Below are 23,316 nucleotides of genomic sequence, written 5' to 3' on the forward strand. Positions count from 1 at the left end.
ACAGGCTCTTAGGTTCAATCCGCCTGCTTGCGCAGGAATGCCGGGATGTCGAAATGATCCATGCCCGAGCTTTCCAGTGCACGCACCTGGGCCGACGCCTGGCTGCGCGGATTGCGCATGACAGACGGCATGTCCAGGTTGCGGTAATCGCCTTGACCGCCAGCCGGCATCGCGCCCATGGGCATGTTGTCGGTGCCGGTACGCAGCACTTCAGCGGTGTTCTGCACCAGCTGCGGACGCGCTTGCGCACGGCCCAGGCCGGTCGCAACCACGGTCACGCGCAGGTTCTCACCCATGGACTCGTCGTAGGCGGTGCCGAAGATCACGGTCGCGTCGTCCGAAGCGTAGCTGCGGATCGTTTCCATGATTTCGCGCGTTTCGCGCATCTTCAGCGAACGGCTGGCGGTGATGTTGACCAGCACGCCGCGAGCGCCGTTCAGGTCCACGCCTTCCAGCAGCGGGCAAGCGATGGCGTGCTCGGCGGCCACGCGGGCGCGGTCAGCGCCCGAAGCCGACGCCGTGCCCATCATGGCCTGGCCCTGCTCGCCCATGATCGTCTTGACGTCTTCGAAGTCGACGTTGACGTTGCCTTCGACGTTGATGATTTCGGCAATACCCGCGCAAGCGTTGTGCAGGATGTCGTCGGCGGAACGGAAGCAGTCTTCCTGCGTCGCGTCCTCGTCCATCAGTTCATAGAGGTTCTCGTTGAGCACCACGATGAGCGAATGCACATGCTTGGCCAGTTCCGAGATGCCGTCCTCGGCCATCTTCAGGCGCTTGTTGCCTTCGAAGGTGAACGGCTTGGTGACCACGCCCACGGTCAGGATGCCCAGTTCCTTGGCGACTTCGGCCACGACCGGACCTGCGCCGGTGCCGGTGCCACCGCCCATGCCGGCGGTAATGAAGACCATGTGCGCGCCATTCAGCGCGGCACGGATTTCCTCGCGCGCGGTTTCAGCCGACGCGCGTCCCTGCTCGGGCTTGGCGCCCGCGCCCAGGCCGGTGCGGCCCAGACGGATCTGCACCGGGGCGTTGGTCGCCGCCAGTGCCTGCGCATCGGTGTTGGCGCAGATGAAATCCACGCCGTGCACGCCGCTGCGAATCATGTGCGCCACGGCATTGCCGCCCGCACCGCCCACACCAACGACCTTGATAACGGTCCCTTTGGTGTTGTTCTCAAGCATCTCAAAGTTCATCATGATGACTCCCTCACAAGTCCGATTTCGCAAATCACAAAAATTCCCCAACCAACCTATGTTTTGTGAATCGCCTCAAACTCGTCGCCGGACGGGCCCGCAACGGGTTTGAAGCGCCTCCCCTCTTCTGGCCCGGCCCGCGATACCGCTGCGAACCGCACCAAGGACAGGCCCCAACCTGCCCTGTACAACTCAGTTCATGAACCATTCCTTCATGCGCGCCAGCAGGCTCTTGAAATTGCCGGTCTGGGCGGCGACCTTGCGGCCGCGCACGCGCTGCATTCTTGCTTCCTGCAACAAGCCCATCACCGTCGAGAAGCGCGGATTGCGCATCACGTCGGCCAGGCTGCCTTCGTATTCGGGCACCGCCACGCGCACCGGCTTGAGGAACACGTCCTCGGCCAGTTCGATCATGCCGGGCAGTTGCGCCGAACCGCCGGTCAGGACCACGCCGGAAGCCAGCAAGTCCTCGTAGCCGGAGTCGCGCACGACCTGCTGCACCAGCGTGAACAGCTCTTCCACCCGCGGCTCGATCACAGCGCCCAACGCCTGGCGCTTGACCTGGCGCGGGCCGCGGTCGCCCAGGCCCGGCACTTCAACGGACTCGTCCGGGCTGGCCAGGACCTGCTTGGCCACGCCATAGCGCAGCTTGATTTCCTCGGCATCGGGCGTGGGCGTGCGCAGCATCGCAGCGATGTCGTTGGTGATCTGGTCGCCGGCGATCGGCAGCACGGCGGTGTGGCGGATCGCGCCGCCGGTGAAGATGGCCACGTCGGTGGTGCCGCCGCCGATGTCGACCAGCACGACGCCGAGTTCCTTTTCATCGGCAGTCAGCACGGCCAGGCTGGAGGCCAGGGGCTGCAGGATCAGGTCCTGCACTTCCAGGCCGCAGCGGCGCACGCACTTCACGATGTTCTGGGCGGCACTGACCGCGCCCGTCACGATGTGCACGCGCACTTCCAGGCGCAGGCCGCTCATGCCGATGGGTTCGCGGATGTCTTCCTGGCCGTCGACGATGAACTCCTGCGTCAGCACGTGCAGCACCTGCTGGTCGGTCGGGATGTTCACCGCCTTGGCGGTCTCGATGACGCGGGCAACGTCGGTGGCGGTGACTTCCTTGTCCTTCACGGCGACCATGCCGCTGGAATTGAAGCTGCGGATATGGCTGCCGGCAATACCGGTGTAGACGTCGCGAATCTTGCAATCTGCCATCAGCTCGGCTTCTTCAAGCGCGCGCTGGATGGAATTCACAGTGGTCTCGATATTGACGACCACGCCCTTGCGCATGCCGCGCGATTCGTGCTGGCCGAGGCCCAGCACTTCGAATCGCCCTTCAGGCAAAATTTCAGCCACCACAGCCACCACCTTGCTGGTGCCGATATCGAGGGCGACGATAAGGTCCTTGATGTCACGGGTCATGGCGTTAGCGTTTCTTGGGAGGTTTCGGTGTGGATTTGGATTTGGTTTCCGACGGCGGCAACGGGGCCAGCGCCAGGGCGAAACCATTGGGATAGCGCAGGTCGGCCTGCGTCACGGTGCGCCCTTCCAGGCGTCCGGCAACGGCGGGCCACGCCTGCACAAAACGTTGAATGCGGGCCGCAAACGGCAAGGCGCCCGGCAGACCATGCGGATCCGGCGCATCGGCGCCCGGATCGCGGCCCAGGTCCAGCGACATGCCATTGGACAGCACCACGCGCCAGGCGTAGCGCGGACTCAGGTCCAACTGCGTGACGTGCATGTCCAGTGGAGCGAACCAGCGCGCCAACTCGGCGTAACGCTGCACGACCAGCGACTCGGTCCCCTCCGGACCGGAGAACTGCGGCAGCACCGTCTCGTCGTCCACCTCGCCCGTGTTGGCCGTGAACGCCTCGCCCCAGGTGTTGATCATCTGGTTCTCGTTCCACAGCGCCAGGGGCTGCTGTTCCTCGATCCGCACGCGCAACACATTGGGCCAGATCCGCCGCACGGTGGCGTGCCGGACCCACGGCACCGATTCGAAGATCTCGCGCGCGTCGTCCAGGTCCACCGTGAAGAAATTGCCCTTGAAGCGGCCCGCGATCGCCGATCGCACCGCCCCCGTGGACACGTAGTGCAGCTCGGTGTCCGGCATCGATTCCAGCTCGATGGCCTGCAGCGTGAAGAACGGGCGTTGCGCCACCCACACCACGCCCGCAATGAGCATGGCGCAAACCGCCAGCACGGCCAGCGTGTTGGCGATCAGGTTGGTGGTGCGAGCGTCGTTCCACACAGAGTATCCGGGTCAAGCGTTGCGGGCCGGGCTGCGCACTTTGCACGCAGCCTCGGACAAGATCGCCACGCACAGTTCGGCGTAGCTGATTCCCACCGCCTTGGCGGCCATGGGAACGAGTGAATGACTGGTCATGCCAGGCGAGGTATTCATTTCAAGCAGCCACGGCCGGTTGTCGCGGTCGAGGATGAAATCGGCGCGGCCCCAACCTTCGCAGCCCAGCGCCTGGTAAGCCTTGACCGCGATCTCGGCGACTTCCGCGGCCACTTCGGGCGGCAGCGTGGCCGGGCAGAAATACTGCGTGTCGTCGGAGAAGTACTTGTGCTCGTAGTCGTAGTTGCCGCCGGGCGCGGCGATCTCGATGACGGGCAGCGCGCGCGCGGTCTTGCCGCCGCCCAGCACCGCCACGGTCAGCTCGCGGCCGGTGATGAACTGCTCGGCCAGCACTTCGGCATCGAAACGCGCGGCTGCGGCGTAGGCTTCCTTCATGTCGGAATAGCCCACCACCTTGGTGATGCCCACCGTCGAACCTTCGTGCGGCGGCTTGACGATCAGAGGCAAGCTCAGGCGGTCCGGCACCAGGCGCAGCTCGGTGTCGGCGTCCAGCAATTCGAAGTCAGGCGTGGGCAGGCCATGCTGCAGCCAGACGCGCTTGGTCATGGTCTTGTCCATGGCGAGCGCGGAGGCCAGCGGGCCGCTTCCGGTGTAGGGGATGCCCAGCAATTCCAGAGCGCCCTGGATGGTGCCGTCTTCGCCGTAGCGGCCGTGCAAAGCGATGAACACGCGGTCAAAGCCCTGGGCGGCCAGCTCGGACAGGCTGCGCTCGCCCGTGTCGAACAGGTGCGCGTCCACGCCGGCGCTGACCAGCGCCTGGTGCACGCCCGCGCCCGACATCAAGGACACTTCGCGCTCAGCGGAGCGACCGCCGTACAACACACCCACCTTGCCGAATTGCGTGCTCATGCCAGTTCTCCAACTTGGGCGGGGACCTTGCTGATCGAACCCGCTCCCATACAAATCACCACGTCGCCGTCGCGCACGAAATCCACGATGGCCTGCGGCAGTTCCGCCACGTCCTCGACGAATACCGGCTCAACCTTGCCGGCCACGCGCAGGGCGCGCGACAAGGCCCGGCCGTCCGCCGCGACCAGCGGCGGCTCGCCCGCGGCATAGACCTCGGTCAGCAGCACCGCGTCGGCCGTGCCCAGCACGCGCACGAAATCCTCGAAGCAGTCGCGGGTACGCGTATAGCGGTGCGGCTGGAAGGCCAGCACGATGCGACGGTCGGGCCAGGCGCCGCGCGCGGCGGCCAGCGTGGCGGCCATTTCCACCGGGTGATGGCCATAATCGTCGATCACCGTGAAAGTGCCGCCGCCGTGGCTGGCCGGCACAGGGAATTCGCCCGTCTGCGTGAAGCGGCGGCCCACACCGCGGAAGGACGACAGCGCTTCGCAGATGGCTGCATCGGCCACGCCCAGCTCGGTCGCCACGGCGATCGCGGCCAGCGCGTTGCGCACGTTGTGCAGGCCCGGCAGGTTCAGTTCGACCTGCAGCGGCGGCAACAAGGTGTCGCGGTGCGTGCGCTGCACGTTGAAGCGCATGCGCGTGCCTTCCGGCTGCACTTCGTAGGCGCGCACCTGTGCCTCTTCGTTCAGGCCGTAGGTCGTGATGGGCCGCGACACAAAAGGCATGATCTCGCGCACATTGGCGTCGTCCGAACACAGCACCGCGCTGCCGTAGAACGGCAGGCGCTGCGTGAACTCGATGAAGGCGCTCTTCAGGCGCGCCACGTCATGCCCGTAGGTGTCCATGTGATCGGCATCGATATTGGTCACGATGGCCATCACCGGCAGCAGGTTCAGGAACGAGGCGTCGGATTCGTCGGCTTCCACCACGATGTAGTCGCCCTGCCCCAGGCGCGCATTGGCGCCGGCCGAGTTCAGGCGGCCGCCGATCACGAAGGTCGGGTCCAGGTCGCCAGCGGCGAGCACGCTGGCCACCAGGCTGGTCGTGGTCGTCTTGCCGTGCGTACCGGCGACGGCAATGCCGCGCTTCAGGCGCATCAGCTCGGCCAGCATGATGGCCCGCGGCACCACCGGAATGCGCGCCGCGCGGGCGGCGATCACTTCGGGGTTGTCGCCCGCCACCGCGGTGGAGGTGACGATGGCGGCGGCGCCCGTGACGTTGCTGGCCACGTGGCCGATCGCGATCTTCATGCCCAGGCCGGCCAGGCGGCGCGTCACGGCCGACTCGTTCAGGTCGGAACCGCTGATGGTGTAGCCCAGGTTGAGCAGCACCTCGGCAATGCCGCTCATGCCCGAGCCGCCGATGCCTACGAAATGGATGTGTTGAATTCTGTGTTTCATGATGCGCGCCCCGCTGCTTGTTCACAGACGTCGGCGATATGGGCCGCGGCTTCAGGGCGCGCATGCGCGCGGGCCCGTTCAGCCACGGCTTGAAGTTCTTGTCGGGAGCGTAGACCCAGCCACTGCGCCAGCCATTCGGGCGTCAGGCCGGTCTGCGGCTGCAGCCAGGCGGCCTGCGCGTCGCTCAGAAAGCGCGCGTTGGCGGTCTGGTGGTCATCGATGGCATGCGGGAACGGCACGAACAAGGCCGCGACGCCCGCCGCGGCCACTTCGGACACCGTCATGGCGCCCGCACGGCAGATCAGCAGATCGGCTTCGCCCATGGCGCCCGCCATGTCATCGATGAATGCGCGGCAGTCGGCCTCCACGCCCGCCTGGGCGTAGGCCTGCTGCAGCGCTGGCAAATGCTGTTCGCCGGCCTGGTGCACCACCACCGGCCGGCTTTCCTGCGGCAGACGCGCCAACGCCTGCGGCAAGGTCGTGTTCAGCGCCTGGGCGCCCAGGCTGCCGCCCACCACCAGCAGGCGCAGCGGGCCGCTGCGACCGGCATAGCGCTGCGCGGGATCCGGCAACGCGCACAGGTCCGCGCGCACCGGATTGCCCATGGCCTCGCCCTTGGGCAGCACGCCGGGAAAACCGCTCAGTACGCGGCGGGCCATCCTGGCCAGCCACTTGTTGGCGGTGCCGGCCACGGCATTCTGTTCATGCACGACCAGCGGCGTGCCGCGCAGCGCCGCAATGACGCCGCCCGGGAAAGCCACGTAGCCGCCCATGCCCAGCACCACGTCGGGCCGCACGTCGGACAGGCGTGACCACGCTTGCCCAAAGGCGCGCAGCAGCAGGAACGGCAGCTTCAAGAGCGCCGAGGCGCCCTTGCCGCGCACGCCCTGGAAGCGCAGCGGCACCAGTTCGATGCCGCGCGGCGGCACCAGCCGGCCTTCCATCTTTTCAGGATTGCCCAGCCACAGCACGCGCCAGCCGCGCTCACGCAGCACGTCGGCCACGGCCAGGCCCGGCATGATGTGTCCGCCGGTGCCTCCAGCCATGATCAGGATGGTGCGGGAGGTCATACTCGCCCCCCACGCATCATGACGCGGTTTTCCACGTCGACCCGGATCAGCATGGCCAACGCGCACAGGTTCATCACGATGCCGGAACCGCCATAGCTCATCAGGGGCAGGGTCAGGCCCTTGGTGGGCAGCAGGCCCAGGCAGACGCCCATGTTGATGAAGGCCTGCACGCCGAACCACATCGCCACGCCATGCGCCACCAGGCCCGCGAAAGTGCGTTCCATGGCGATGGCCTGGCGGCCGATGTCGAAGCCGCGATAAACGATGATGGCAAACAGGGTGATGACCAGCATCACGCCGGCAAAGCCCAATTCTTCGCCTACCACCGCCATCAGGAAGTCGGTATGCGCTTCCGGCAGATAATGCAGTTTCTCGACGCTGGCGCCCAGGCCCACGCCCAGCCATTCGCCGCGGCCCAGGGCGATCAGCGAATGCGATAGCTGGTAAGCGCTGCCGTAGGCGTTGTCTTCGTTCCAGGGATCCAGATACGCGAACAGGCGCGCGCGGCGCCACGGCGACAGCCAGATCAGCATCAGGAAGGTGCCGACCAGCACGGCCAGCAGGCTGCTGAAGTACTTGCCGTTGATGCCGCCCAGGAACAGGATGCCGATGGCAATCGCCACGATCACCATGAAGGCGCCCAGGTCGGGTTCCAGCAGCAGCAGCATGCCGACGCCGGCCAGCGCGAATGCCATGGGCAGGAAGCCGCGGGCAAAGGCCTGCATGTGTTCCTGCTTGCGCACGGTGTAATCGGCGGCGTAGAGCAGTGCGGCCAGCTTCATCAATTCGGAGGGTTGGAAGTTCAGCGGACCCAGCGGGATCCAGCGATGCGCGCCATTGACCTCGCGGCCGATGCCGGGGATCAGCACCGCCACCAGCAGCACCATGGCCACCACGAACAGCGGCACCGCCAGGCGTTGCCACACGCGGATCGGCACGGCCAGCACCACCGCCGCGCCCACCAGGCCGGCGCTGATGAACAAGCCATGGCGGATCACGAAGTAGTAGCGGCCATAGGACGCATAACGCGGGCCGTCGGCCAGCGCGATCGACGCCGAATACACCATCAGCAGGCCAAGCAGCAGCAAGGTCGACGCCGCGATGACCAGCGGCAGATCGAAATTGCGCATGCGGGTACGGCCGGGCCGTACGGCGTTGACGCTGGCGGTGAGATCGGCGATCAAGCTCATGCGATCTCTCCACGGTCGCGGGCCAGGTCTTCGACCTCTTCCACGAACACCTGTCCGCGGTGCGGATAGTTGCGGAACATGTCCAGGCTGGCGCAGGCGGGCGACAGCAGCACGGCATCGCCGGGCTGAGCCAACTCGGCAGCGCCGCGCACGGCGTCGCGCAGGGTTTCAACCGTCACGCACTGCACGCCGGTCGACGCCAGCACACGGCCGATCTCGGGACCGTCCTGGCCAATCAGCATCACGGCGCGCGCGTGCTGCGCCACCACCGGAATCAGCGGCGAGAAATCCTGGCCCTTGCCCTGGCCGCCGGCGATCAGCACGACGGGCTGGCCCAGACCTTCCAACGCGGCGACGGTAGCGCCCACGTTGGTACCCTTGCTGTCGTTGATGTAGTCGACGCCGCCGATCGTGCGCACGAAGGCTGCGCGATGCGGTTCGCCCGTGTATTCGCGCAACGCGCGCAACATCGGGCCCCAGCCCAGGTCCAGGCAGCGCGCCAACTGCAGCGCAGCCAACGCATTCAAGGCATTGTGGATGCCGCGGATGCGCAGGGCGTCCACCGGCATCAGGCGGCTCATGCGGCCCTTGGCGCGCACCGGCTCGGGCGCGTCCTTCTTGCGGCGCACCGGCGGCGCGGGTTCATCGAAATCATTGGGTTCGCAGGCCGCCAGCCACGCCACGCCCTGGCCCAGCTCCAGGCCCATGTCGCCGACCAGCTCCGGCACGTCGCGGCCGAAGCTGCGCACGTTCAGCGCGTTCAGCGTGGCAACCATGTCCACGGTGTACGGATCGTCGCGGTTGACGATGGCGACCCGGGCCATCTTCAGCAGGCGGGCCTTGGCCTGCGCGTAGGCTTCCATGCTGCCATGCCAGTCCAGATGATCTTGGGTGACGTTCAGCACGACGGCCGCGTCGGCCATCAGCGAGCGCGTGGTTTCCAGCTGGAAGCTGGACAGCTCCAGCACCCAGACCTGCGGCAGCGATTCGGCATCCAGCGCTTCCATCAGCGCGGCCAGCGCCGCGGGACTGATGTTGCCCGCCGCCACGGCCGAAAGACCGCTGGCTTCGATCAGTTGGCGCGTCAGCGCGGTAACGGTGGTCTTGCCGTTGGTACCTGTCACGGTCAACAGGCGCGGCCGGTACTCGCGCGTTTCAGCCAGATCGGCCAGCGCGCGCGCAAACAATTCAATCTCGCCGACGATCTCGATGCCGCGGGCCTCGGCCTCGCGCAGCAGATCGGCCGCGGGCGCCTGAGCAGGCGCCAAGCCCGGGCTCAGTACCACTTGGCTCACGCCGTCCAGCAGCGCCGTGTCGAACGACTCGTCGCAGCCCAAGCGGTATTCCACTTCGCTTTGCGCCAGCGATTCGCGCAGCGCAGCCAGCCCGCCCGGTTCGGCGCGCGTGTCGGCCACGCGCAGGCGGGCGCCCAGGCGGGCGCACCAGCGAGCGGCGGCGACACCCGTCTCGCCCAATCCGAGGATCAGGACGAGCGGCGCGTCTGCGCGGGAGGTTTCCATCGTATTCATCGCAACTTCAGGGTAGAGAGGCCAATCAGCACCAGCATCATGCTGATGATCCAGAAACGCACGACCACCTGGGTTTCCTTCCAGCCGCCCACTTCAAAGTGATGATGCAACGGGGCCATGCGGAAAATGCGTCTACCTGTTCCATAACGTCGCTTGGTGTACTTGAACCAAGTCACTTGCATCATCACGGAAAGGGTCTCGACCACGAACACGCCGCCCATGATGAAGAGCACGATTTCCTGGCGCACGATGACCGCAATGGTGCCCAGCGCGCCCCCCAAGGCAAGCGCGCCGACGTCGCCCATGAAGACCTGGGCCGGATACGCGTTGAACCACAAAAATGCCAGCCCGGCGCCCCCGATCGCGGCGCACAGCACCATCAGTTCCGACGCGCCCGGGATGTAGGGGAACAGCAAATACTTGGAATAGTCCACGCGACCGACCACATAGGCGAAGATGCCCAGCGCGCTGCCCACCATGACGGTAGGCATGATGGCCAGGCCATCGAGGCCGTCGGTCAGGTTCACGGCATTGCTGGTGCCGACGATGACCGCCCAGGTCAGCGCCACGAAGCCAAGCACGCCCAACGGATAGCTCACGCTCTTGAAGAACGGAACGATCAGGTCAGCGCGCGTCGGCAGCGGCATCGTGAAGCCGCTTCCCACCCAGGCCTTGAAAAGGGGCCACAGTTCGGTGTTGGCGGGCGCGGACACAGCGAAAGCCAGATACACCGCGGCCACAATGCCGATGGTGGCCTGCCAGAAGAACTTCTGGCGCGCGGGCATCCCTTCGGGATCGCGATAGACCACCTTGCGGTAGTCGTCCATCCAGCCGATCCAGCCGAAGCCGAAGGTCACCAGCAACACCACCCACACGAAGCGGTTGGTCCAGTCCGCCCACAGCAGCGTGCTGATGGCGATGGAAATGAGGATGAGCACGCCGCCCATAGTGGGGGTGCCGGTCTTGACCAGATGGGTTTCCGGACCGTAGGAGCGCACGGCCTGGCCGATCTTCATCTCGGTCAGTTTGCGGATCACGCGCGGACCCGCCACCAGGCCAATCAACAGCGCAGTCGCGCATGCCAGAACAGCGCGCAGGGTGATGTATTCGAACACCCCCAGTGCGCGCACATCGTCAGACAGCATGCGGGCGATTTCAAGCAGCATTCTGCTCTCCCTGCCCCTTGGCCGTCACACCTTCATTCGTAGAAAAAGCCGTCACTACCCGCTCCATGCGCATAAAGCGCGATCCCTTTACCAATACGCAGGACGCGCGCAGGCCGCGCATGGCGGCAACCACTTCGTCTACCGATGCGCAGGCGTGTGCGCCCACTCCGAATGCGGCCGCGGCCGCCCGGCTGGCTTCGCCTAGCGTGATGAGCGCGTCGAGCCCTTGCTCACGCGCGTAATTGCCCACCTCGACATGCATGGCGGGGCCGTTGTCCCCGACCTCGCCCATGTCGCCCAGCACCAGGACGCGCTTGCCGGCCATGCGGGCCAGCACGTCCACGGCTACGCGGACCGAGTCGGGGTTGGCATTGTAAGTGTCATCAATGAGCAACGTTCCGTCACTCATACTCTTGTGCTGCATGCGCCCCGCGACCGGGCTGAAACCAGCCAGTGCGCGCACCGCGCCGTCCAGCGGCGCCCCCGCGGCGATCGCGCTGGCAATGGCGGCCAGCGCATTGCGCAGGTTGTGCAGGCCCGGCACCGGCAGCGTCAGGTCGGCAACGCCCACCGGCGTCACCACACGGCAACGCGTGGCGTTCACGTCGGCGAGGATCTGCTCGGCGTACACATCCAGGCCGGGCTGCAGGCCGAAACGCAGCACGCGGCGCGGCTCGGCCAGGGCATCCCAGATCGCCGAATACGGCTCGTCGCCGGGATACACGGCAACGCCGTCCTCGGGCAGCGCCGCGATGGCGGCGCCGTTCTCGTGCGCCACCGCTTCCACGCTGTGCATGAATTCCTGGTGTTCGCGCTGGGCGTTGGTGACCAGCGCCACCGAGGGCGCCGCAAGGGCGGCCAACTGCGCGATCTCGCCGGGGTGGTTCATGCCCAGTTCGAATACGGCGGCGCGGTGCTCCGGCCGCAGGCGCAGCAGGGTCAGCGGCACGCCGATGTCATTGTTCAGGTTGCCGGCGGTCGCCAGGCGGCCCGTCTCGCCCTGCCACTCGGCCAGCATCGCCGAGATCATTTCCTTGGTGGTGGTCTTGCCATTGCTGCCGGTCACCGCCACCACGGGCAGCGTGAACCGCGCGCGCCACGCGGCGCCGATGCGCATCAACGCAACGCGGGTATCGCCCAGCACCAGTTGCGGCAGCTTGGCGTCGGGCACGGCATGCGCCACCACGGCCGCGCACGCGCCGCGCGCTTCGGCCTGATCCAGATAGTTATGGGCGTCGAAGTTCTCGCCCACCAGCGCCACGAACAGTTCGCCTTCGCCGATGCGGCGGGTGTCGGTCGACACGCCCTTGACCTGCGGCAACAGCAGCGCCAGCCGCGCCCACTCCCGGTCATCGAACGGCAGCTTCTCGCCCCCGATATCCTGGTAGGTTTCATGGCCCTTGCCGGCCAGCAGCACCACATCATCGGGCGCCGCGGCCCAGATGGTCTGCATGATGGCGCGTGCGCGGTCCACTTGCACGTCGGGCGTCACGTTGTCGGGAATACCCGTCAGGATCTGTTCGACGATGGCTTCGGGCGACTCGGTGCGCGGGTTGTCGCTGGACACGACCACATGGTCGGCCAAGTCCGCAGCGATGCGGCCCATCACCGGACGCTTGCCCGGATCGCGCTCGCCGCCGCAGCCGAACACGCAGATCAAGCGGCCCGATCGGGCGGTCGCAACGGCGCGCAAGGCCGCCAGCGCGCGTGACAACGCATCCGGGGTATGGGCATAGTCCACCACCACCAGCGGGCCACGGCCCGTGCTGGCCTGGGTGCTATGCGCCACCGGTTCGACAGTCTGCAGGCGGCCGTCGACGGGGTCAGTCGCCGCCAGTTCGCGCGCGATCTGCGCAAACGGCAGGCCCAGCTGATACAGCACGCCCGCAACCAGCAGCAGGTTCGATACGTTATGCGCGCCCAGCAGGCGCGTCACGATCTGCGCCTCGCCATGCGGCGACACCAGCGTGAAGATCTGCCCCTGCGCGGTAGCCTGGAGATCGCGCGCGCGCATGCCGGCGGGAATGTCCTGCGCTTCGCTCAGGCTGTAGCCCATCGCCATGCCGGCAGGCAGGTCGGCGATCAGGCGGCGGCCGGCTTCGTCGTCGGCGTTGATCACGGCGGCGGTCAGGCCCGGCCAGCGGAACAGGCGCGCCTTGGCGGCTTCGTACCGTTCCATGGTGCCGTGGTAATCAAGATGGTCGCGCGTCAGGTTGGTGAAGGCGGCCAGCGCAACACGCACGCCGTCCATGCGGCCCTGTTCGATGCCGATGGAAGAGGCTTCCATGGCCACGGCCTTGGCACCGGCGTCGCGCATCGCGGCCAGCGTGCGGTGCACGGTCAGCACGTCGGGCGTCGTCAGGTCGCCGCCCAGCGTCTGCCCATCGGGCAACACGGCGCCCAGGGTGCCGATGGTGCCGCAGGGCTTGTCATTGCGGCTCAGCGCATGGGCAATCCATTGCACCGATGACGTCTTGCCGTTGGTGCCCGTTACCGCCACCACCGCCAGCTCGGCCGAGGGCCGGCCGTACCAGGTGTCGGCCAACTCGCCCAGCAGGCCGCGCAAGCCGGTCACCGGCAGCATTGCAGCGTGGTCCGCCACGGCCGTCACGGCCTCGTTGGCGGGAGCTTCGAACAACACTGCACTGGCGCCCAGCGCCAACGCCTTCTCTATATAGAGACGTCCGTCGCTGGACAGGCCCGGGCACGCGACGAATACATCGCCCGGCTCGATATCGCGGGAGTCCAGCTTGAGGTGCGCGGTCAACGACACGCGCGAATGCAACCACGCCACGGTTTCGGCAACCGTGGCGACAGGGTTGGAGAGGAAGCCTTTGGCGCTCATCTGCCTGGCTCCTTAAGACCAGCAACAATTGTGGATTCGAAGGGTGCGTCCGGGCGCACCCCCATCAGCCGCAAGCTCCCCCCCACGATCTGGGAGAACACGGGCGCGGCGATAGCGCCGCCGTAATAGCCGCCGACCGTCGGCTCGTCGATGGACACGGCCACGACGATCTTCGGATCGGATACCGGAGCGAAGCCCACGTAAGAGCTCCGATAGCGCTGCATGCTGTACTTGCCGTCGACGATCTTGCGCGCCGTGCCGCTCTTGCCGGCGACCCGGTAGCCCTGCACCTGGGCGGCCTTGGTGCCTTCGGGGCCGGCGGCCGCTTCCAGCATGCCGCGCACCATTTCGGTGGTCTTGGGCGTGTAGATCTTGACGCTGGTGGGGTCGCTGTCGCGCTTGACCAGGGTCAGCGACACCATGTCGCCGTTACGGGCGAAAACGGTATAGGCGCGCGCCACCTGCAGCAGCGACACCGACAGGCCGTAGCCGTAGGCCATGGTGGCCTTTTCGATCAGGCGCCAGCGGTCCCACGGACGCAGGCGGCCGGGCGCCGCGCCGGGAAATCCCACCTGGGGCGCCTGCCCCAGGCCCAGTTCGGTGAAGCGGTCCCACATTTCGCGGGATTCCAGCTTCTCGGAGATCATCGTCATGCCGATGTTGCTGGACTTGCGCAGCACGCCCGCCACGTCCAGCGTGCCGTTGCGGCTCACGTCGCTGATCGTGCTGCCCTGGTACTGGAAGCGGCCGTTGCCGGTTTCGAACAGGGTCTTGGTGCTGATGCGGCCCAGGTCCAGCGCCAGCGCGGCGGTGAACGGCTTCATGATCGAACCGGGTTCGAAGGTGTCGGTGATAGCCTGGTTGCGCAGCTTGGAACCGTGGAAGGTCTCGCGCTTGTTGGGATCGAAGGTCGGCACGTTGGCCAGGGCCAGGATCTCGCCCGTGTGCACGTCCACGACCACGGCGGTCGCGCCCTTGGCCTGGTGCTTGTCCATCGCGTCCTTCAACGCCTTGAACACCAGGTACTGCAAGCGCGTGTCGATCGACAGGCGCAGGTCGCGGCCATCCACCGGCAGGGTCACGGCCTGCACGTCTTCGATCACGCGGCCGAGCCGGTCCTTGATCACGCGGCGACTGCCGGGGCGGCCGGACAACTGCTGGTTGAACGTCAGCTCAACGCCTTCCTGCCCCTGGTCCTCGACGCTGTTAAAGCCCACCACGTGAGCCATCACGTCGCCGTCCGGGTAGTAGCGGCGGGTCTCGGGCTGTTGATGCACGCCCGGCATGCCCAATTGCTTGATCTTGTCGGCCACGTCCATGGAGACCTGGCGCTTCAGGTAGACAAAGTTCTTGTCTTCGTCGACGAGGCGGTGGCGCAGGTCGGCCGGCGGCGTTTCCAGCAGCTTCGCCAGCGTATCCATCTGCGCCGGGGTGGCCTGCTTGGCGTCTTCGGGAATCGCCCAGATGGCGCGCGCCGGCACGCTGGAGGCCAGCACGGCGCCATTGCGGTCCATGATCTTGCCGCGCGTGGCGGCCAGGGTCAGCGTGCGCTCATAGCGCCGCTCGCCCTGCTGCTGCAGAAACTCGGTGGACAACCCCTGCAGGAACAGGGCGCGGCCAGCCAGCACGGTGAATCCGCCGAACAGCAGGATCAGCACCAGGCGCGCGCGCCAGGTGGGCAATTGCCCGCGCAGCACAGGGTTGTCGAAGAAAGGGACGCGTTTCATTGCGCGCCTCCGTTGGCGGAGACGGGCGGCTGGTTCATGTACAGCGTGCGGTCCGGAACGATGGAGATCATCTTCAGGCCGTCGCGTGCGATGGCATCGACCCGCGCGTTGCGGGCCAGTTCGGCGCGGTCCAGCTGCAGGCGCCGCCAATTGGTTTCGAGGTCGCGCGCCTGCGCCTGATCACGTCCCAGCTCGATGAAGAGCTGGCGCGACTGATACCGGCTGGTGACCAGGGAAATGGCCGACAGCATCAGCAAAGCCGCAACGATCAGGTTGACGCGACCCATTAGCGGCGCCCTCCCTTGCCGCGGCGCGGCGGGGGTGCCAGGTCGCTGCCCGGCAGCGAGCCGATCTTCACGAACGCAAAACCACCCTCGGCGGGCAGCGGCGTCTCGGTACGTTCGGCAACGCGCAGGACGGCGGAACGGGCGCGGGCGTTGGCCGAGACCTCATCGTCTTCGGCCAGCACGCGGCCCAGGGAACGCAGGACAGGTTGGGGCATTTCGCTTTCCCGCAGGGGCAGGCGCGCATGCGCGGCAGCCGGACGAGCCGCCGCCGCGATGCATTGCTTGACCATGCGGTCTTCAAGCGAATGAAAGCTGATCACCGCCAACCTCCCTCCCGGGGCGAGCAGGTCTAGAGCTGCCGCGAGGGTGCGCGCGAGCTCTTCGAGTTCCCGATTGATGTAAATCCGTAGAGCTTGAAAGGTGCGTGTGGCCGGATGCTGCCCCTTTTCGCGCGTGCGGACGGCGCTGGCGACGCACTCGGCAAGTTCGAGCGTGGTGCGCAGCGGCCTTGTTGCGCGGCGAGCAGCAATCGCCTTTGCAACCTGAAAAGCAAACCGTTCTTCGCCATAATCCGCTATGACCTCCCGCATCTCATCCACACTGGCTTGCGCCAGCCAATCCGCCACCGTGGGACCACGAGTGGTGTCCATCCGCATATCGAGCGGGCCATCTCGCATGAACGAGAAACCGCGCTCGGCATCATCGATCTGAGGCGAGGAAACGCCCAGATCCAGCATCACGCCATCGACCTTGCCGATGCCGAGCTGCTCCAATTCTTCGGCCATGGTGGCAAAGCCGCCATGCACCACGGTGACCCTCGGGTCCGCTGCCGCCAGTTGCCTGGCTACGGCGATCGCCTCCGGATCCTTGTCGAACACCACCAGCCTGGCGCTCGGCCCCAAACGGCCAAGCAATTCGCGGCTGTGCCCGCCACGCCCGAAGGTGCCGTCGACGAAGACGCCGTCTTCCGCCCGCGTAGCCGCAGCCGGCCCGGCATGCTGATGCGACCGTGCCGCACCCTTGCCGCCGAAGTCGGGCAGCAATAGCGCGTCCACCGTCGGCTCCAGCAGAACGGGCCGATGTTCGAATTCCATAACTTTTTCAGAACGAAAACTGATTCAACACATCCGGCATACCCTTGGCCAGGTCCTCAGCCTCGCGGCTGGCCAGAGTAGCGGCGTCCCACAGCTCGAAGTGCGCGCCCAGACCGAGCAGCATCACATCGCGCGTCATACCGGAAGCGTTGCGCAGTTCAGGAGCGATCAAGACCCGGCCGGAGCCGTCCAGTTCCACGTCCTGAGCGTTGCCCAGCAACAGCCGCTGCAACGCGCGCGCCGTCATGGGAAAGGCGGCAATCTGCTCGCGCTTCTTTTCCCACTCCGGCCGCGGGTAGACCAGCAAGCAGCCGTCAGGGTGGCGTGTCAGGGTCAGCCGGCCATCGGCCTGCGACATGAGCGCGTCACGGTGCCGGGTCGGAATCGAGATCCGTCCCTTGGCATCCAGCGTGAGCGCGCTGCTTCCCTGAAACACCACTTTTACCCCACTTAATTGCACAATTTCCTACTATTTCCCACTCTACGGTATGGGATCGGGGCGGTCAAGCGCGTGGTTGCAATTTTTTCAATCACAACAAGGACTTAGATCAACATGTAAATCCGCAAAAAGAAAAACCTCCCAATAAATCAGGAGGTTGCGGCACTATCTAAAAGTCCTTCTTCAGAAGTGGCGGCTAACAATGGCTTTGCATTGTTTTACGGTCGGTCGTTAGCTCCGGTTGGCAAGGCTTCCAGCCGGCCCCGCCGATTGGAGCGGCCCCAAAAATGGTCCGGCCCGGCCAGCGCGACGCCTGGCTCCAGCCCGGACCCGGCTCGCGTTGAGAATGAGTTGCAAGACGGGTCTATAGGCCGGATTCTGTACACCAGGTTTCCCTGGCGGACGATCATTCCTCTGGACGGATCATTGCTGAGCCGCTCTAGCCATCTACCCGCATGCTTGGACGGGCCGCCCTACGCGGTCCGAAGACCGCACGCATGCCTATTTGATGTTGCTCCGGATAGAGGTTGCCGCGTTTCACCCTGCGATGCCGCCGCCCGTTGCCGGACGGCGCGATACGGAGATGGCCGTATCTGTGCGCGCGCTGCGCGCCCGCCCCGCAGACTCGTCTCTGTGGCCCTATTCCTCAACCGCGCCCGAAGACGCGGCCGGACGGCCGTTAGCCGTTACCCTGCCCTATGGAGTCCGGACCTTCCTCGATGGATTCGCATCCACCGCGATCGTCCGACCCGCCTTGCGGTGCGTATTCTATTACACCTGCCGGCTCCGTCCCCGAAGAGACCTCGATACCCTGCCGCGCAAACGGCGTTGCGGGGTTCCTGCGACAATACGCCTTGATCCGCTCAGACGCCGCAGACAATACCCATCACATGGCCCTTGCTACTCTCATCACCCTTACCGACATCCAGCTGGCCTATGGTCACCACCCGCTGCTGGACCATGCCGATTTCGCCATCCAGGCGGGCGAGCGCATCGGCCTCATCGGCCGCAATGGCGCCGGCAAGTCCTCGTTGCTGAGGCTGCTGGACGGCAGGACCCAGCCCGACGACGGCGACATCGCCCGCAGTTCGGGCCTGCGCGTCGCCACGGTCGAACAGGAACCCGAACTCGACGAAAACGCCACCGTCTTCGATGTGGTTTGCAATGTCGAAGGCGATCATGAAGACTGGCAGCGCCCCTCGCGGGTGCGCTCGGTGCTCGAAAAGCTCGGCCTGCCCGCTGACGTACAGATCGCGGGCCTGTCGGGCGGCACGCGCAAGCGCGTCGCGCTGGCTCGCGCCTTGGTCGACGAACCCGATCTGCTGCTGCTGGACGAACCCACCAACCACCTGGACTTCGAAGGCATCGCCTGGCTGGAAGACATGCTGCGCGCCTGGAAAGGCGCCGCGGTCATCATCACCCACGACCGCCGCTTCCTGGATGCGGTGGCCACTCGCATCGTTGAACTCGATCGCGGGCGGTTGCTGAGCTTTCCCGGCAACTTCTCGCAGTGGCAAGAGCGCAAGGCCCAGTGGCTCGAGTCCGAACGCCTGGAACAGGCCCGCTTCGACAAGCTGCTGGCGCAGGAAGAAGTCTGGATCCGCAAGGGCGTCGAGGCCCGCCGCACCCGCAACGAAGGCCGCGTGCGCCGCCTGGAACGGCTGCGGGTCGAACGCGCCGAGCGCCGCGAACGCGTCGGCGACGTTTCGCTCGCCCTGGCCGAAGGCCAGCGCTCCGGCAAGCTGGTCGCCGAACTCGACCATGTGAACAAAGCCTTCGGCGACAAGATCGTGGTGGACGACTATTCCACGACCATCCTGCGCGGCGACCGCATCGGCATCATCGGCCCCAACGGCGCGGGCAAGACCACCCTGCTCAAGCTGATCCTGGGCGAGATGCAGCCCGACAGCGGCACGACGCGGCTTGGCACCAACGTCGCGGTTGCGTATTTCGACCAGATGCGCGCGCAGCTGGACGAAAACGCCACGCTCGTCGACATCATCAGCCCGGGTAGCGAATGGGTGGAAATCGGCGGCGCCCGCAAGCACGTCATGAGCTACCTCGGCGACTTCCTGTTCTCGCCCGCCCGCGCCGGCTCGCCCGTGCGCAGCCTGTCCGGCGGCGAACGCGCCCGGCTGCTGCTGGCGCGCCTGTTCGCCCGTCCCGCCAACATCCTGGTGCTGGACGAACCCACCAACGACCTCGACATCGAAACGCTCGAGCTGCTGGAAGAATTGCTGCAGGAGTACCAGGGCACGGTGCTGCTGGTCAGCCATGACCGCGCCTTCCTGAACAACGTCGTCACCCAGACCATCTCCTACGAAGGCAATGGCCGCTGGCGCGATTACGTGGGCGGCTACGACGAATGGGTCGCGCAGCGGCCCGCGCCCGCGGCCCCGGCCGAAGACGCAGCTCCTGCCGCCAGGCCTGCCGACGATGCCGCCGCGCGCGCCAAGGCCGCCAAGCCCAAACCGGCCAAGTCCGCCAAGATGAACTCCTGGGAGCTGCGCGAGCTGGAAGGCCTTCCTGACGCCATCGCCGCCCTGGAAGCGCAACAGGCCGAGCTTGCCGGCAAGCTCGCCGATGGCAGCCTTTACCGCGACGCGCCCGCCGAAGTCGAACGCATCAACGGCGAACTCGCCAAGCTGGAAAGCGAACTCGAAGAGCGTTTCGCCCGCTGGGAACTGCTGGAAGCGCGCCGCGACGGTACGCTGTAATCAGCTTGTCTCTATATACATATAGAGGCGCATGAAAAATGCCCCCGGATCTCGGGGGCATTTTCTTGTCCGGGAGCAGCCGGGCAACCCGGTTGCCTAGCCCCGTGCGCGCCAGGTCAGCGCTTCACCCGCGGCCAGCGGAACCAGCGTCGTGTTGCCGAACGCCACTTCCTCCGGCACCTGGTAGGTCTCGCGCACCAGCGTCAGCGTGCCGGTGTTGCGCGGCAAACCGTAGAAATCCGGGCCATGGAAACTGGCGAAGCCTTCCAGCTTGTCCAACTTGCCGACAGCATCGAACGCCGTCGCGTACAGCTCCATCGCGTGCAATGCCGTGTAGCAACCAGCGCAGCCGCAGGCATGTTCCTTCAACCCGCGCGCGTGTGGCGCGCTGTCGGTGCCAAGGAAAAAGCGCGGGCTGCCGCTGGTCGCCGCCTCGACCAGCGCAAGGCGGTGCGTCTCGCGCTTGAGGACCGGCAGACAGTAGAAGTGCGGCCGCACGCCGCCCTGGAAAATCGCATTGCGGTTGTACAGCAGGTGCTGCGGCGTAATCGTGGCTGCGATAGGGCCTTCCGCGTCGCGCACGTATTCCGCGCCCTCTTTCGTCGTGATGTGTTCGAACACCACCTTCAAGGCAGGGAAGGCGCGGCGCAGCGGCTTCATCACGCGCTCGACAAAGATGGCTTCGCGGTCGAACAGGTCGATCGACGGGTCCGTCACTTCGCCGTGCACCAACAACGGCATGCCGCATTTTTCCAGTGCTTCCAGCGCCTTCGTGCACTTGCCCAGCAGATCGGTCACACCGGCATCGGAGTTGGTCGTGGCGCCCGCAGGATACAGCTTCACCGCATAAACCTGGCCCGACTCGTAGGCGCGGAAAATCTCTTCCGACGTGGTGTTGTCGGTCAGATACAGCGTCATCAACGGCGTGAAGGCATCCGGATTGCCGCCCGCCTTCTTCAAAGCCTCCAGAATGCGGCCGCGATAGGCCAGCGCCTGCTCGGTGGTCGTGACCGGCGGCTTCAGGTTGGGCATGATGATCGCGCGCGCGAACTGGCGCGCGGTATCCGCCACCACTGCCTCCAGGGCAGCGCCGTCGCGCAGATGCAGGTGCCAGTCGTCCGGCCGGGTGATGGTGAGCTGAGTCGTGTTTTGAGTAGACATGGGAAGGCTTCTTAATCTGCCAGCGGCATGCCCCGTTCGGCCAGCGCGCTGAACATCGCGCTGCCCAAGGGGATGACGGCATCGTTGAAATCAAAATGCGAGTTGTGCAGCACGCAGCCGGAATCGGCTCCGCCCTGGCCCAGGCGGAAGTATGCGCCAGGCTTGCTCTGCAACATAAAAGAGAAATCCTCGGAGCCCATCGACGGCGTCAGATCGCGCACGACGTTCTCCTTGCCTATCATCTCGGTGGCGATATCGGCCACCAGATTGGCGTGCTGCGGCGTGTTCAAGGTCGCAGGGTAGATCCGTTCGTAAGTGACCTCGGCGGTGCCGCCGAAAGCGCCCGCAATCGCGGACACCAACTCGCGCATGCGGGTCTCCACCATTTCCTGGACGGACTTGCGGAACGTGCGCACCGTGCCGACCATTCTCGCCTCGCGCGGAATCACGCTCATGGCGCCGGGATGCCCGGCCTGCAGGGATCCGATGGACACCACCGCCGAATCCAGCGGATTGACGTTGCGCGACACGATGGTCTGCAACGCGGTGATGATCTGCCCCGCGATGGTGACCGGATCGATGGTCTGGTACGGATGCGCGCCGTGGCCGCCGCGTCCGGTGATCAGAATCTCGAAGCGGTCGGCGGCGGCCATCATCGGCCCGGGATTGATGCCTATCGTGCCCGGCTTCAGGCCCGGCCAGTTATGCAGCGCGTAAATCGCGTCGCACGGAAAGGTATCGAACAGGCCGTCTTCCAGCATGGCGCGCGCGCCGCCGCGCCCCTCTTCCGCTGGCTGGAAGATCAGTACCGCGGTGCCATCGAAATTGCGTGTCTGCGACAGGTATTTGGCCGCGCCGATCAGCACCGCGGTGTGACCGTCGTGACCGCAACCGTGCATCAGGCCGGGCTTGGTCGACTTGTGGCCGAAGTCATTGTCTTCGGTCATGGGCAAGGCGTCCATGTCGGCACGCAGGCCTATCATGCGCCCGCTGTCGCAGCGCTTGCCGCGGATCACGCCCACCACACCGGTCTTGCCGATGCCGCGGTGCACCTCGATCCCCAGCGCCTCCAGCGCACCCGCCACGATCCCGGAGGTCCGGACTTCCTCGAAGCCAAGCTCGGGATGCGCATGCAAATCGCGCCGCAGCGCCGTCAATTCGTCATGAAAGAGGCGAATTGATTCCAAAGGAGATCGTGCGTACATAGGAGGTTACAGAATGACGATATAGAGGGGACAGTCTGTGCATTTTAGTTGCTACAGAGGATAAATGCCTTTGTCTTTACGAGAGAGACACGTTATGCTCCGGCCGCAGGACAATTTTTCCAACAGCCAGAGAAGGAGCGCCGCATTATGGCCACAACCTCCAAACCCGCGACCGCGCGCAAGCCGAACGCTGCATTCATGAAGCCCCTGACCCCCAGCGCCGACCTGGCCGCCGTCATCGGCTCGGAAGCCGTGCCGCGTACCGAGGTCACCAAAAAGATCTGGGAATACATCAAGAAGCACAACCTGCAAGATGCCAGCAACAAGCGCAACATCAACGCCGATGCCAAGCTGCGCCCGATCTTCGGTAAAGATCAGGTCACGATGTTCGAACTGACCAAGCTGGTCAACGCACATCTGAAGTAAGCAGGCAAAGGGCGTACCCCGTACGTCCCTGCCTTCATATCGTCGCGACGCCCCGGTTCATTCCTGGGCGAGCTCGCCTCCCCAGCGCAGCTTTCTCTCACCGCGACAGCCACGCCACAACCTCACCGGCATGGCCTGATTCCCCACACCAGCATTTCCCGAAAGCCAAGCCTGGCGCGCCTCTTCAGGCAGTTGGCATGTTCGACAAAGCAAAAGGCCGGCATATGCCGGCCTTCTGTTTGAACACCTGCCCTCAGGCGTAGGTGGTCGGCGCGGAGCCTTCCAGCAGCGACAGCCAGCCTTTGATCAAGCGATACAACACCCAGATCACAGTCGCGGCCAGGCCGATCCAGCCGATGAAGATGAGCGTCGCGATGCCGCTGATGGCCAGCCAAAGCAGGGCCCACCAGAAGGTACGCAGCAACCAGTCGAAATGAGCGGCATAGACGGTACCTGCGGCGTCGGAGCGCTTCAGGTACATCAGCACTACGGCTGCCAGCGTGGCGATGCCCAGGAAACCGCTCGTCAGGAAGCCCAGGGCGTACAAGCCGTAGGCAACGTGGGTCAACGTGCGCAGGTCTAACGTCGTTCCGGGCACGGGGGTCTGGGGATCACTCACGATAACGCTCCAACGAATTGACTCGGTCAAT

At 65.7% G+C, this 23,316-nt stretch carries 19 protein-coding genes and 1 other RNA gene; 2 read left to right on the forward strand and 18 right to left on the reverse strand.

The genetic code is table 11. The annotated features are described in order from the left end of the window. Window positions 1–14: 14 nt before the first annotated feature. The 15 genes from ftsZ to rnpB form a co-directional block, all read right to left on the reverse strand. The gene (gene ftsZ, locus NGK62_RS07695) at window positions 15–1,199 is read right to left on the reverse strand and encodes a cell division protein FtsZ (RefSeq protein WP_054457598.1); all 1,185 of its coding nucleotides are present in this window, start codon (window positions 1,197–1,199) and stop codon (window positions 15–17) included. A gap of 189 nt (window positions 1,200–1,388) precedes the next feature. Continuing rightward, a complete protein-coding gene (ftsA, locus tag NGK62_RS07700; RefSeq protein ID WP_006217473.1) occupies window positions 1,389–2,615 on the reverse strand; it encodes a cell division protein FtsA in 1,227 nt (408 codons plus the stop codon). Window positions 2,616–2,619: 4 nt separating this feature from the next. Then, on the reverse strand, window positions 2,620–3,444 hold the full coding sequence (locus NGK62_RS07705) for a cell division protein FtsQ/DivIB (protein WP_059373724.1): 825 nt from the start codon (window positions 3,442–3,444) through the stop codon (window positions 2,620–2,622). 12 nt (window positions 3,445–3,456) lie between these two features. Next, complete coding sequence (locus NGK62_RS07710) at window positions 3,457–4,407, reverse strand: D-alanine--D-alanine ligase (protein WP_251877950.1); 951 nt, start codon at window positions 4,405–4,407, stop codon at window positions 3,457–3,459. Beyond that, window positions 4,404–5,810: a UDP-N-acetylmuramate--L-alanine ligase gene (murC, locus tag NGK62_RS07715; RefSeq protein ID WP_059373726.1), complete on the reverse strand. Its 1,407-nt coding sequence runs from the start codon at window positions 5,808–5,810 to the stop codon at window positions 4,404–4,406. The genes NGK62_RS07710 and murC overlap by 4 nt, the downstream gene beginning before the upstream one ends. Further along, complete coding sequence (murG, locus tag NGK62_RS07720) at window positions 5,807–6,880, reverse strand: undecaprenyldiphospho-muramoylpentapeptide beta-N-acetylglucosaminyltransferase (protein WP_059373727.1); 1,074 nt, start codon at window positions 6,878–6,880, stop codon at window positions 5,807–5,809. Before murG ends, murC begins: the two co-directional genes overlap by 4 nt. Continuing rightward, window positions 6,877–8,070 carry a putative lipid II flippase FtsW gene (ftsW, locus tag NGK62_RS07725; RefSeq protein WP_042796415.1) on the reverse strand — a complete coding sequence of 398 codons (1,194 nt, stop codon included), beginning with the start codon at window positions 8,068–8,070 and terminating at the stop codon, window positions 6,877–6,879. The genes murG and ftsW overlap by 4 nt, the downstream gene beginning before the upstream one ends. Beyond that, window positions 8,067–9,599: a UDP-N-acetylmuramoyl-L-alanine--D-glutamate ligase gene (murD, locus tag NGK62_RS07730; protein ID WP_251877952.1), complete on the reverse strand. Its 1,533-nt coding sequence runs from the start codon at window positions 9,597–9,599 to the stop codon at window positions 8,067–8,069. The genes ftsW and murD overlap by 4 nt, the downstream gene beginning before the upstream one ends. Then, window positions 9,596–10,765 carry a phospho-N-acetylmuramoyl-pentapeptide-transferase gene (mraY, locus tag NGK62_RS07735; protein WP_013391525.1) on the reverse strand — a complete coding sequence of 390 codons (1,170 nt, stop codon included), beginning with the start codon at window positions 10,763–10,765 and terminating at the stop codon, window positions 9,596–9,598. Before mraY ends, murD begins: the two co-directional genes overlap by 4 nt. Then, on the reverse strand, window positions 10,755–13,610 hold the full coding sequence (murF, locus tag NGK62_RS07740; RefSeq protein ID WP_059373729.1) for a bifunctional UDP-N-acetylmuramoyl-L-alanyl-D-glutamate--2,6-diaminopimelate ligase MurE/UDP-N-acetylmuramoyl-tripeptide--D-alanyl-D-alanine ligase MurF: 2,856 nt from the start codon (window positions 13,608–13,610) through the stop codon (window positions 10,755–10,757). Before murF ends, mraY begins: the two co-directional genes overlap by 11 nt. Continuing rightward, window positions 13,607–15,337, reverse strand: a complete 1,731-nt coding sequence (locus tag NGK62_RS07745; protein WP_059373730.1) for a peptidoglycan D,D-transpeptidase FtsI family protein — start codon at window positions 15,335–15,337, stop codon at window positions 13,607–13,609. The genes murF and NGK62_RS07745 overlap by 4 nt, the downstream gene beginning before the upstream one ends. Then, window positions 15,334–15,624: a cell division protein FtsL gene (ftsL, locus tag NGK62_RS07750; protein ID WP_059373731.1), complete on the reverse strand. Its 291-nt coding sequence runs from the start codon at window positions 15,622–15,624 to the stop codon at window positions 15,334–15,336. Before ftsL ends, NGK62_RS07745 begins: the two co-directional genes overlap by 4 nt. Further along, complete coding sequence (gene rsmH, locus NGK62_RS07755) at window positions 15,624–16,718, reverse strand: 16S rRNA (cytosine(1402)-N(4))-methyltransferase RsmH (RefSeq protein ID WP_059373732.1); 1,095 nt, start codon at window positions 16,716–16,718, stop codon at window positions 15,624–15,626. Before rsmH ends, ftsL begins: the two co-directional genes overlap by 1 nt. 7 nt (window positions 16,719–16,725) lie before the next feature. Continuing rightward, entirely contained in the window at window positions 16,726–17,154 is a 429-nt protein-coding gene (mraZ, locus tag NGK62_RS07760) for a division/cell wall cluster transcriptional repressor MraZ (protein WP_006226256.1), read from the reverse strand. 354 nt (window positions 17,155–17,508) lie between these two features. Then, an RNA gene (rnpB, locus tag NGK62_RS07765) (RNase P RNA component class A) lies at window positions 17,509–17,913 on the reverse strand. A 134-nt stretch (window positions 17,914–18,047) separates the two neighbouring features. Between rnpB and NGK62_RS07770 the strand changes: the two genes are divergently transcribed. Beyond that, a complete protein-coding gene (locus tag NGK62_RS07770) occupies window positions 18,048–19,874 on the forward strand; it encodes an ATP-binding cassette domain-containing protein (protein WP_251877954.1) in 1,827 nt (608 codons plus the stop codon). A gap of 96 nt (window positions 19,875–19,970) precedes the next feature. On the opposite strand, the gene pyrC is transcribed toward NGK62_RS07770, so the two are convergent. Both pyrC and NGK62_RS07780 read right to left on the reverse strand, forming a co-directional pair. Next, window positions 19,971–21,035 carry a dihydroorotase gene (pyrC, locus tag NGK62_RS07775; protein ID WP_118932599.1) on the reverse strand — a complete coding sequence of 355 codons (1,065 nt, stop codon included), beginning with the start codon at window positions 21,033–21,035 and terminating at the stop codon, window positions 19,971–19,973. 11 nt (window positions 21,036–21,046) lie between these two features. Beyond that, a complete protein-coding gene (locus tag NGK62_RS07780) occupies window positions 21,047–22,240 on the reverse strand; it encodes a M20 aminoacylase family protein (protein ID WP_054457611.1) in 1,194 nt (397 codons plus the stop codon). A 147-nt stretch (window positions 22,241–22,387) separates the two neighbouring features. Here NGK62_RS07780 and NGK62_RS07785 point away from each other — a divergent pair, with 147 nt between their 5' ends. After that, window positions 22,388–22,666: an SWIB/MDM2 domain-containing protein gene (locus tag NGK62_RS07785; RefSeq protein ID WP_059373735.1), complete on the forward strand. Its 279-nt coding sequence runs from the start codon at window positions 22,388–22,390 to the stop codon at window positions 22,664–22,666. A gap of 253 nt (window positions 22,667–22,919) precedes the next feature. On the opposite strand, the gene NGK62_RS07790 is transcribed toward NGK62_RS07785, so the two are convergent. After that, window positions 22,920–23,285, reverse strand: coding sequence for a DUF4870 family protein (locus tag NGK62_RS07790; RefSeq protein WP_013391517.1), 366 nt, complete (start codon window positions 23,283–23,285; stop codon window positions 22,920–22,922). Window positions 23,286–23,316 lie beyond the last annotated feature (31 nt).

It is taken from the genome of Achromobacter sp. Marseille-Q4954, assembly GCF_943737025.1.
GTDB lineage: Bacteria > Pseudomonadota > Gammaproteobacteria > Burkholderiales > Burkholderiaceae_B > Achromobacter > Achromobacter bronchisepticus_A.

Coding starts and splice junctions, on each gene's coding strand:
- ftsZ (WP_054457598.1), bottom strand. CDS start 1,199: ATGATGAACTTTGAGATGCTTGAGAACAACACCAAAGGGACCGTTATC.
- ftsA (WP_006217473.1), bottom strand. CDS start 2,615: ATGACCCGTGACATCAAGGACCTTATCGTCGCCCTCGATATCGGCACC.
- NGK62_RS07710 (WP_251877950.1), bottom strand. CDS start 4,407: ATGAGCACGCAATTCGGCAAGGTGGGTGTGTTGTACGGCGGTCGCTCC.
- murC (WP_059373726.1), bottom strand. CDS start 5,810: ATGAAACACAGAATTCAACACATCCATTTCGTAGGCATCGGCGGCTCG.
- murG (WP_059373727.1), bottom strand. CDS start 6,880: ATGACCTCCCGCACCATCCTGATCATGGCTGGAGGCACCGGCGGACAC.
- ftsW (WP_042796415.1), bottom strand. CDS start 8,070: ATGAGCTTGATCGCCGATCTCACCGCCAGCGTCAACGCCGTACGGCCC.
- murD (WP_251877952.1), bottom strand. CDS start 9,599: ATGAATACGATGGAAACCTCCCGCGCAGACGCGCCGCTCGTCCTGATC.
- mraY (WP_013391525.1), bottom strand. CDS start 10,765: ATGCTGCTTGAAATCGCCCGCATGCTGTCTGACGATGTGCGCGCACTG.
- murF (WP_059373729.1), bottom strand. CDS start 13,610: ATGAGCGCCAAAGGCTTCCTCTCCAACCCTGTCGCCACGGTTGCCGAA.
- NGK62_RS07745 (WP_059373730.1), bottom strand. CDS start 15,337: ATGAAACGCGTCCCTTTCTTCGACAACCCTGTGCTGCGCGGGCAATTG.
- ftsL (WP_059373731.1), bottom strand. CDS start 15,624: ATGGGTCGCGTCAACCTGATCGTTGCGGCTTTGCTGATGCTGTCGGCC.
- rsmH (WP_059373732.1), bottom strand. CDS start 16,718: ATGGAATTCGAACATCGGCCCGTTCTGCTGGAGCCGACGGTGGACGCG.
- NGK62_RS07770 (WP_251877954.1), top strand. CDS start 18,048: ATGGCCCTTGCTACTCTCATCACCCTTACCGACATCCAGCTGGCCTAT.
- pyrC (WP_118932599.1), bottom strand. CDS start 21,035: ATGTCTACTCAAAACACGACTCAGCTCACCATCACCCGGCCGGACGAC.
- NGK62_RS07780 (WP_054457611.1), bottom strand. CDS start 22,240: ATGTACGCACGATCTCCTTTGGAATCAATTCGCCTCTTTCATGACGAA.
- NGK62_RS07785 (WP_059373735.1), top strand. CDS start 22,388: ATGGCCACAACCTCCAAACCCGCGACCGCGCGCAAGCCGAACGCTGCA.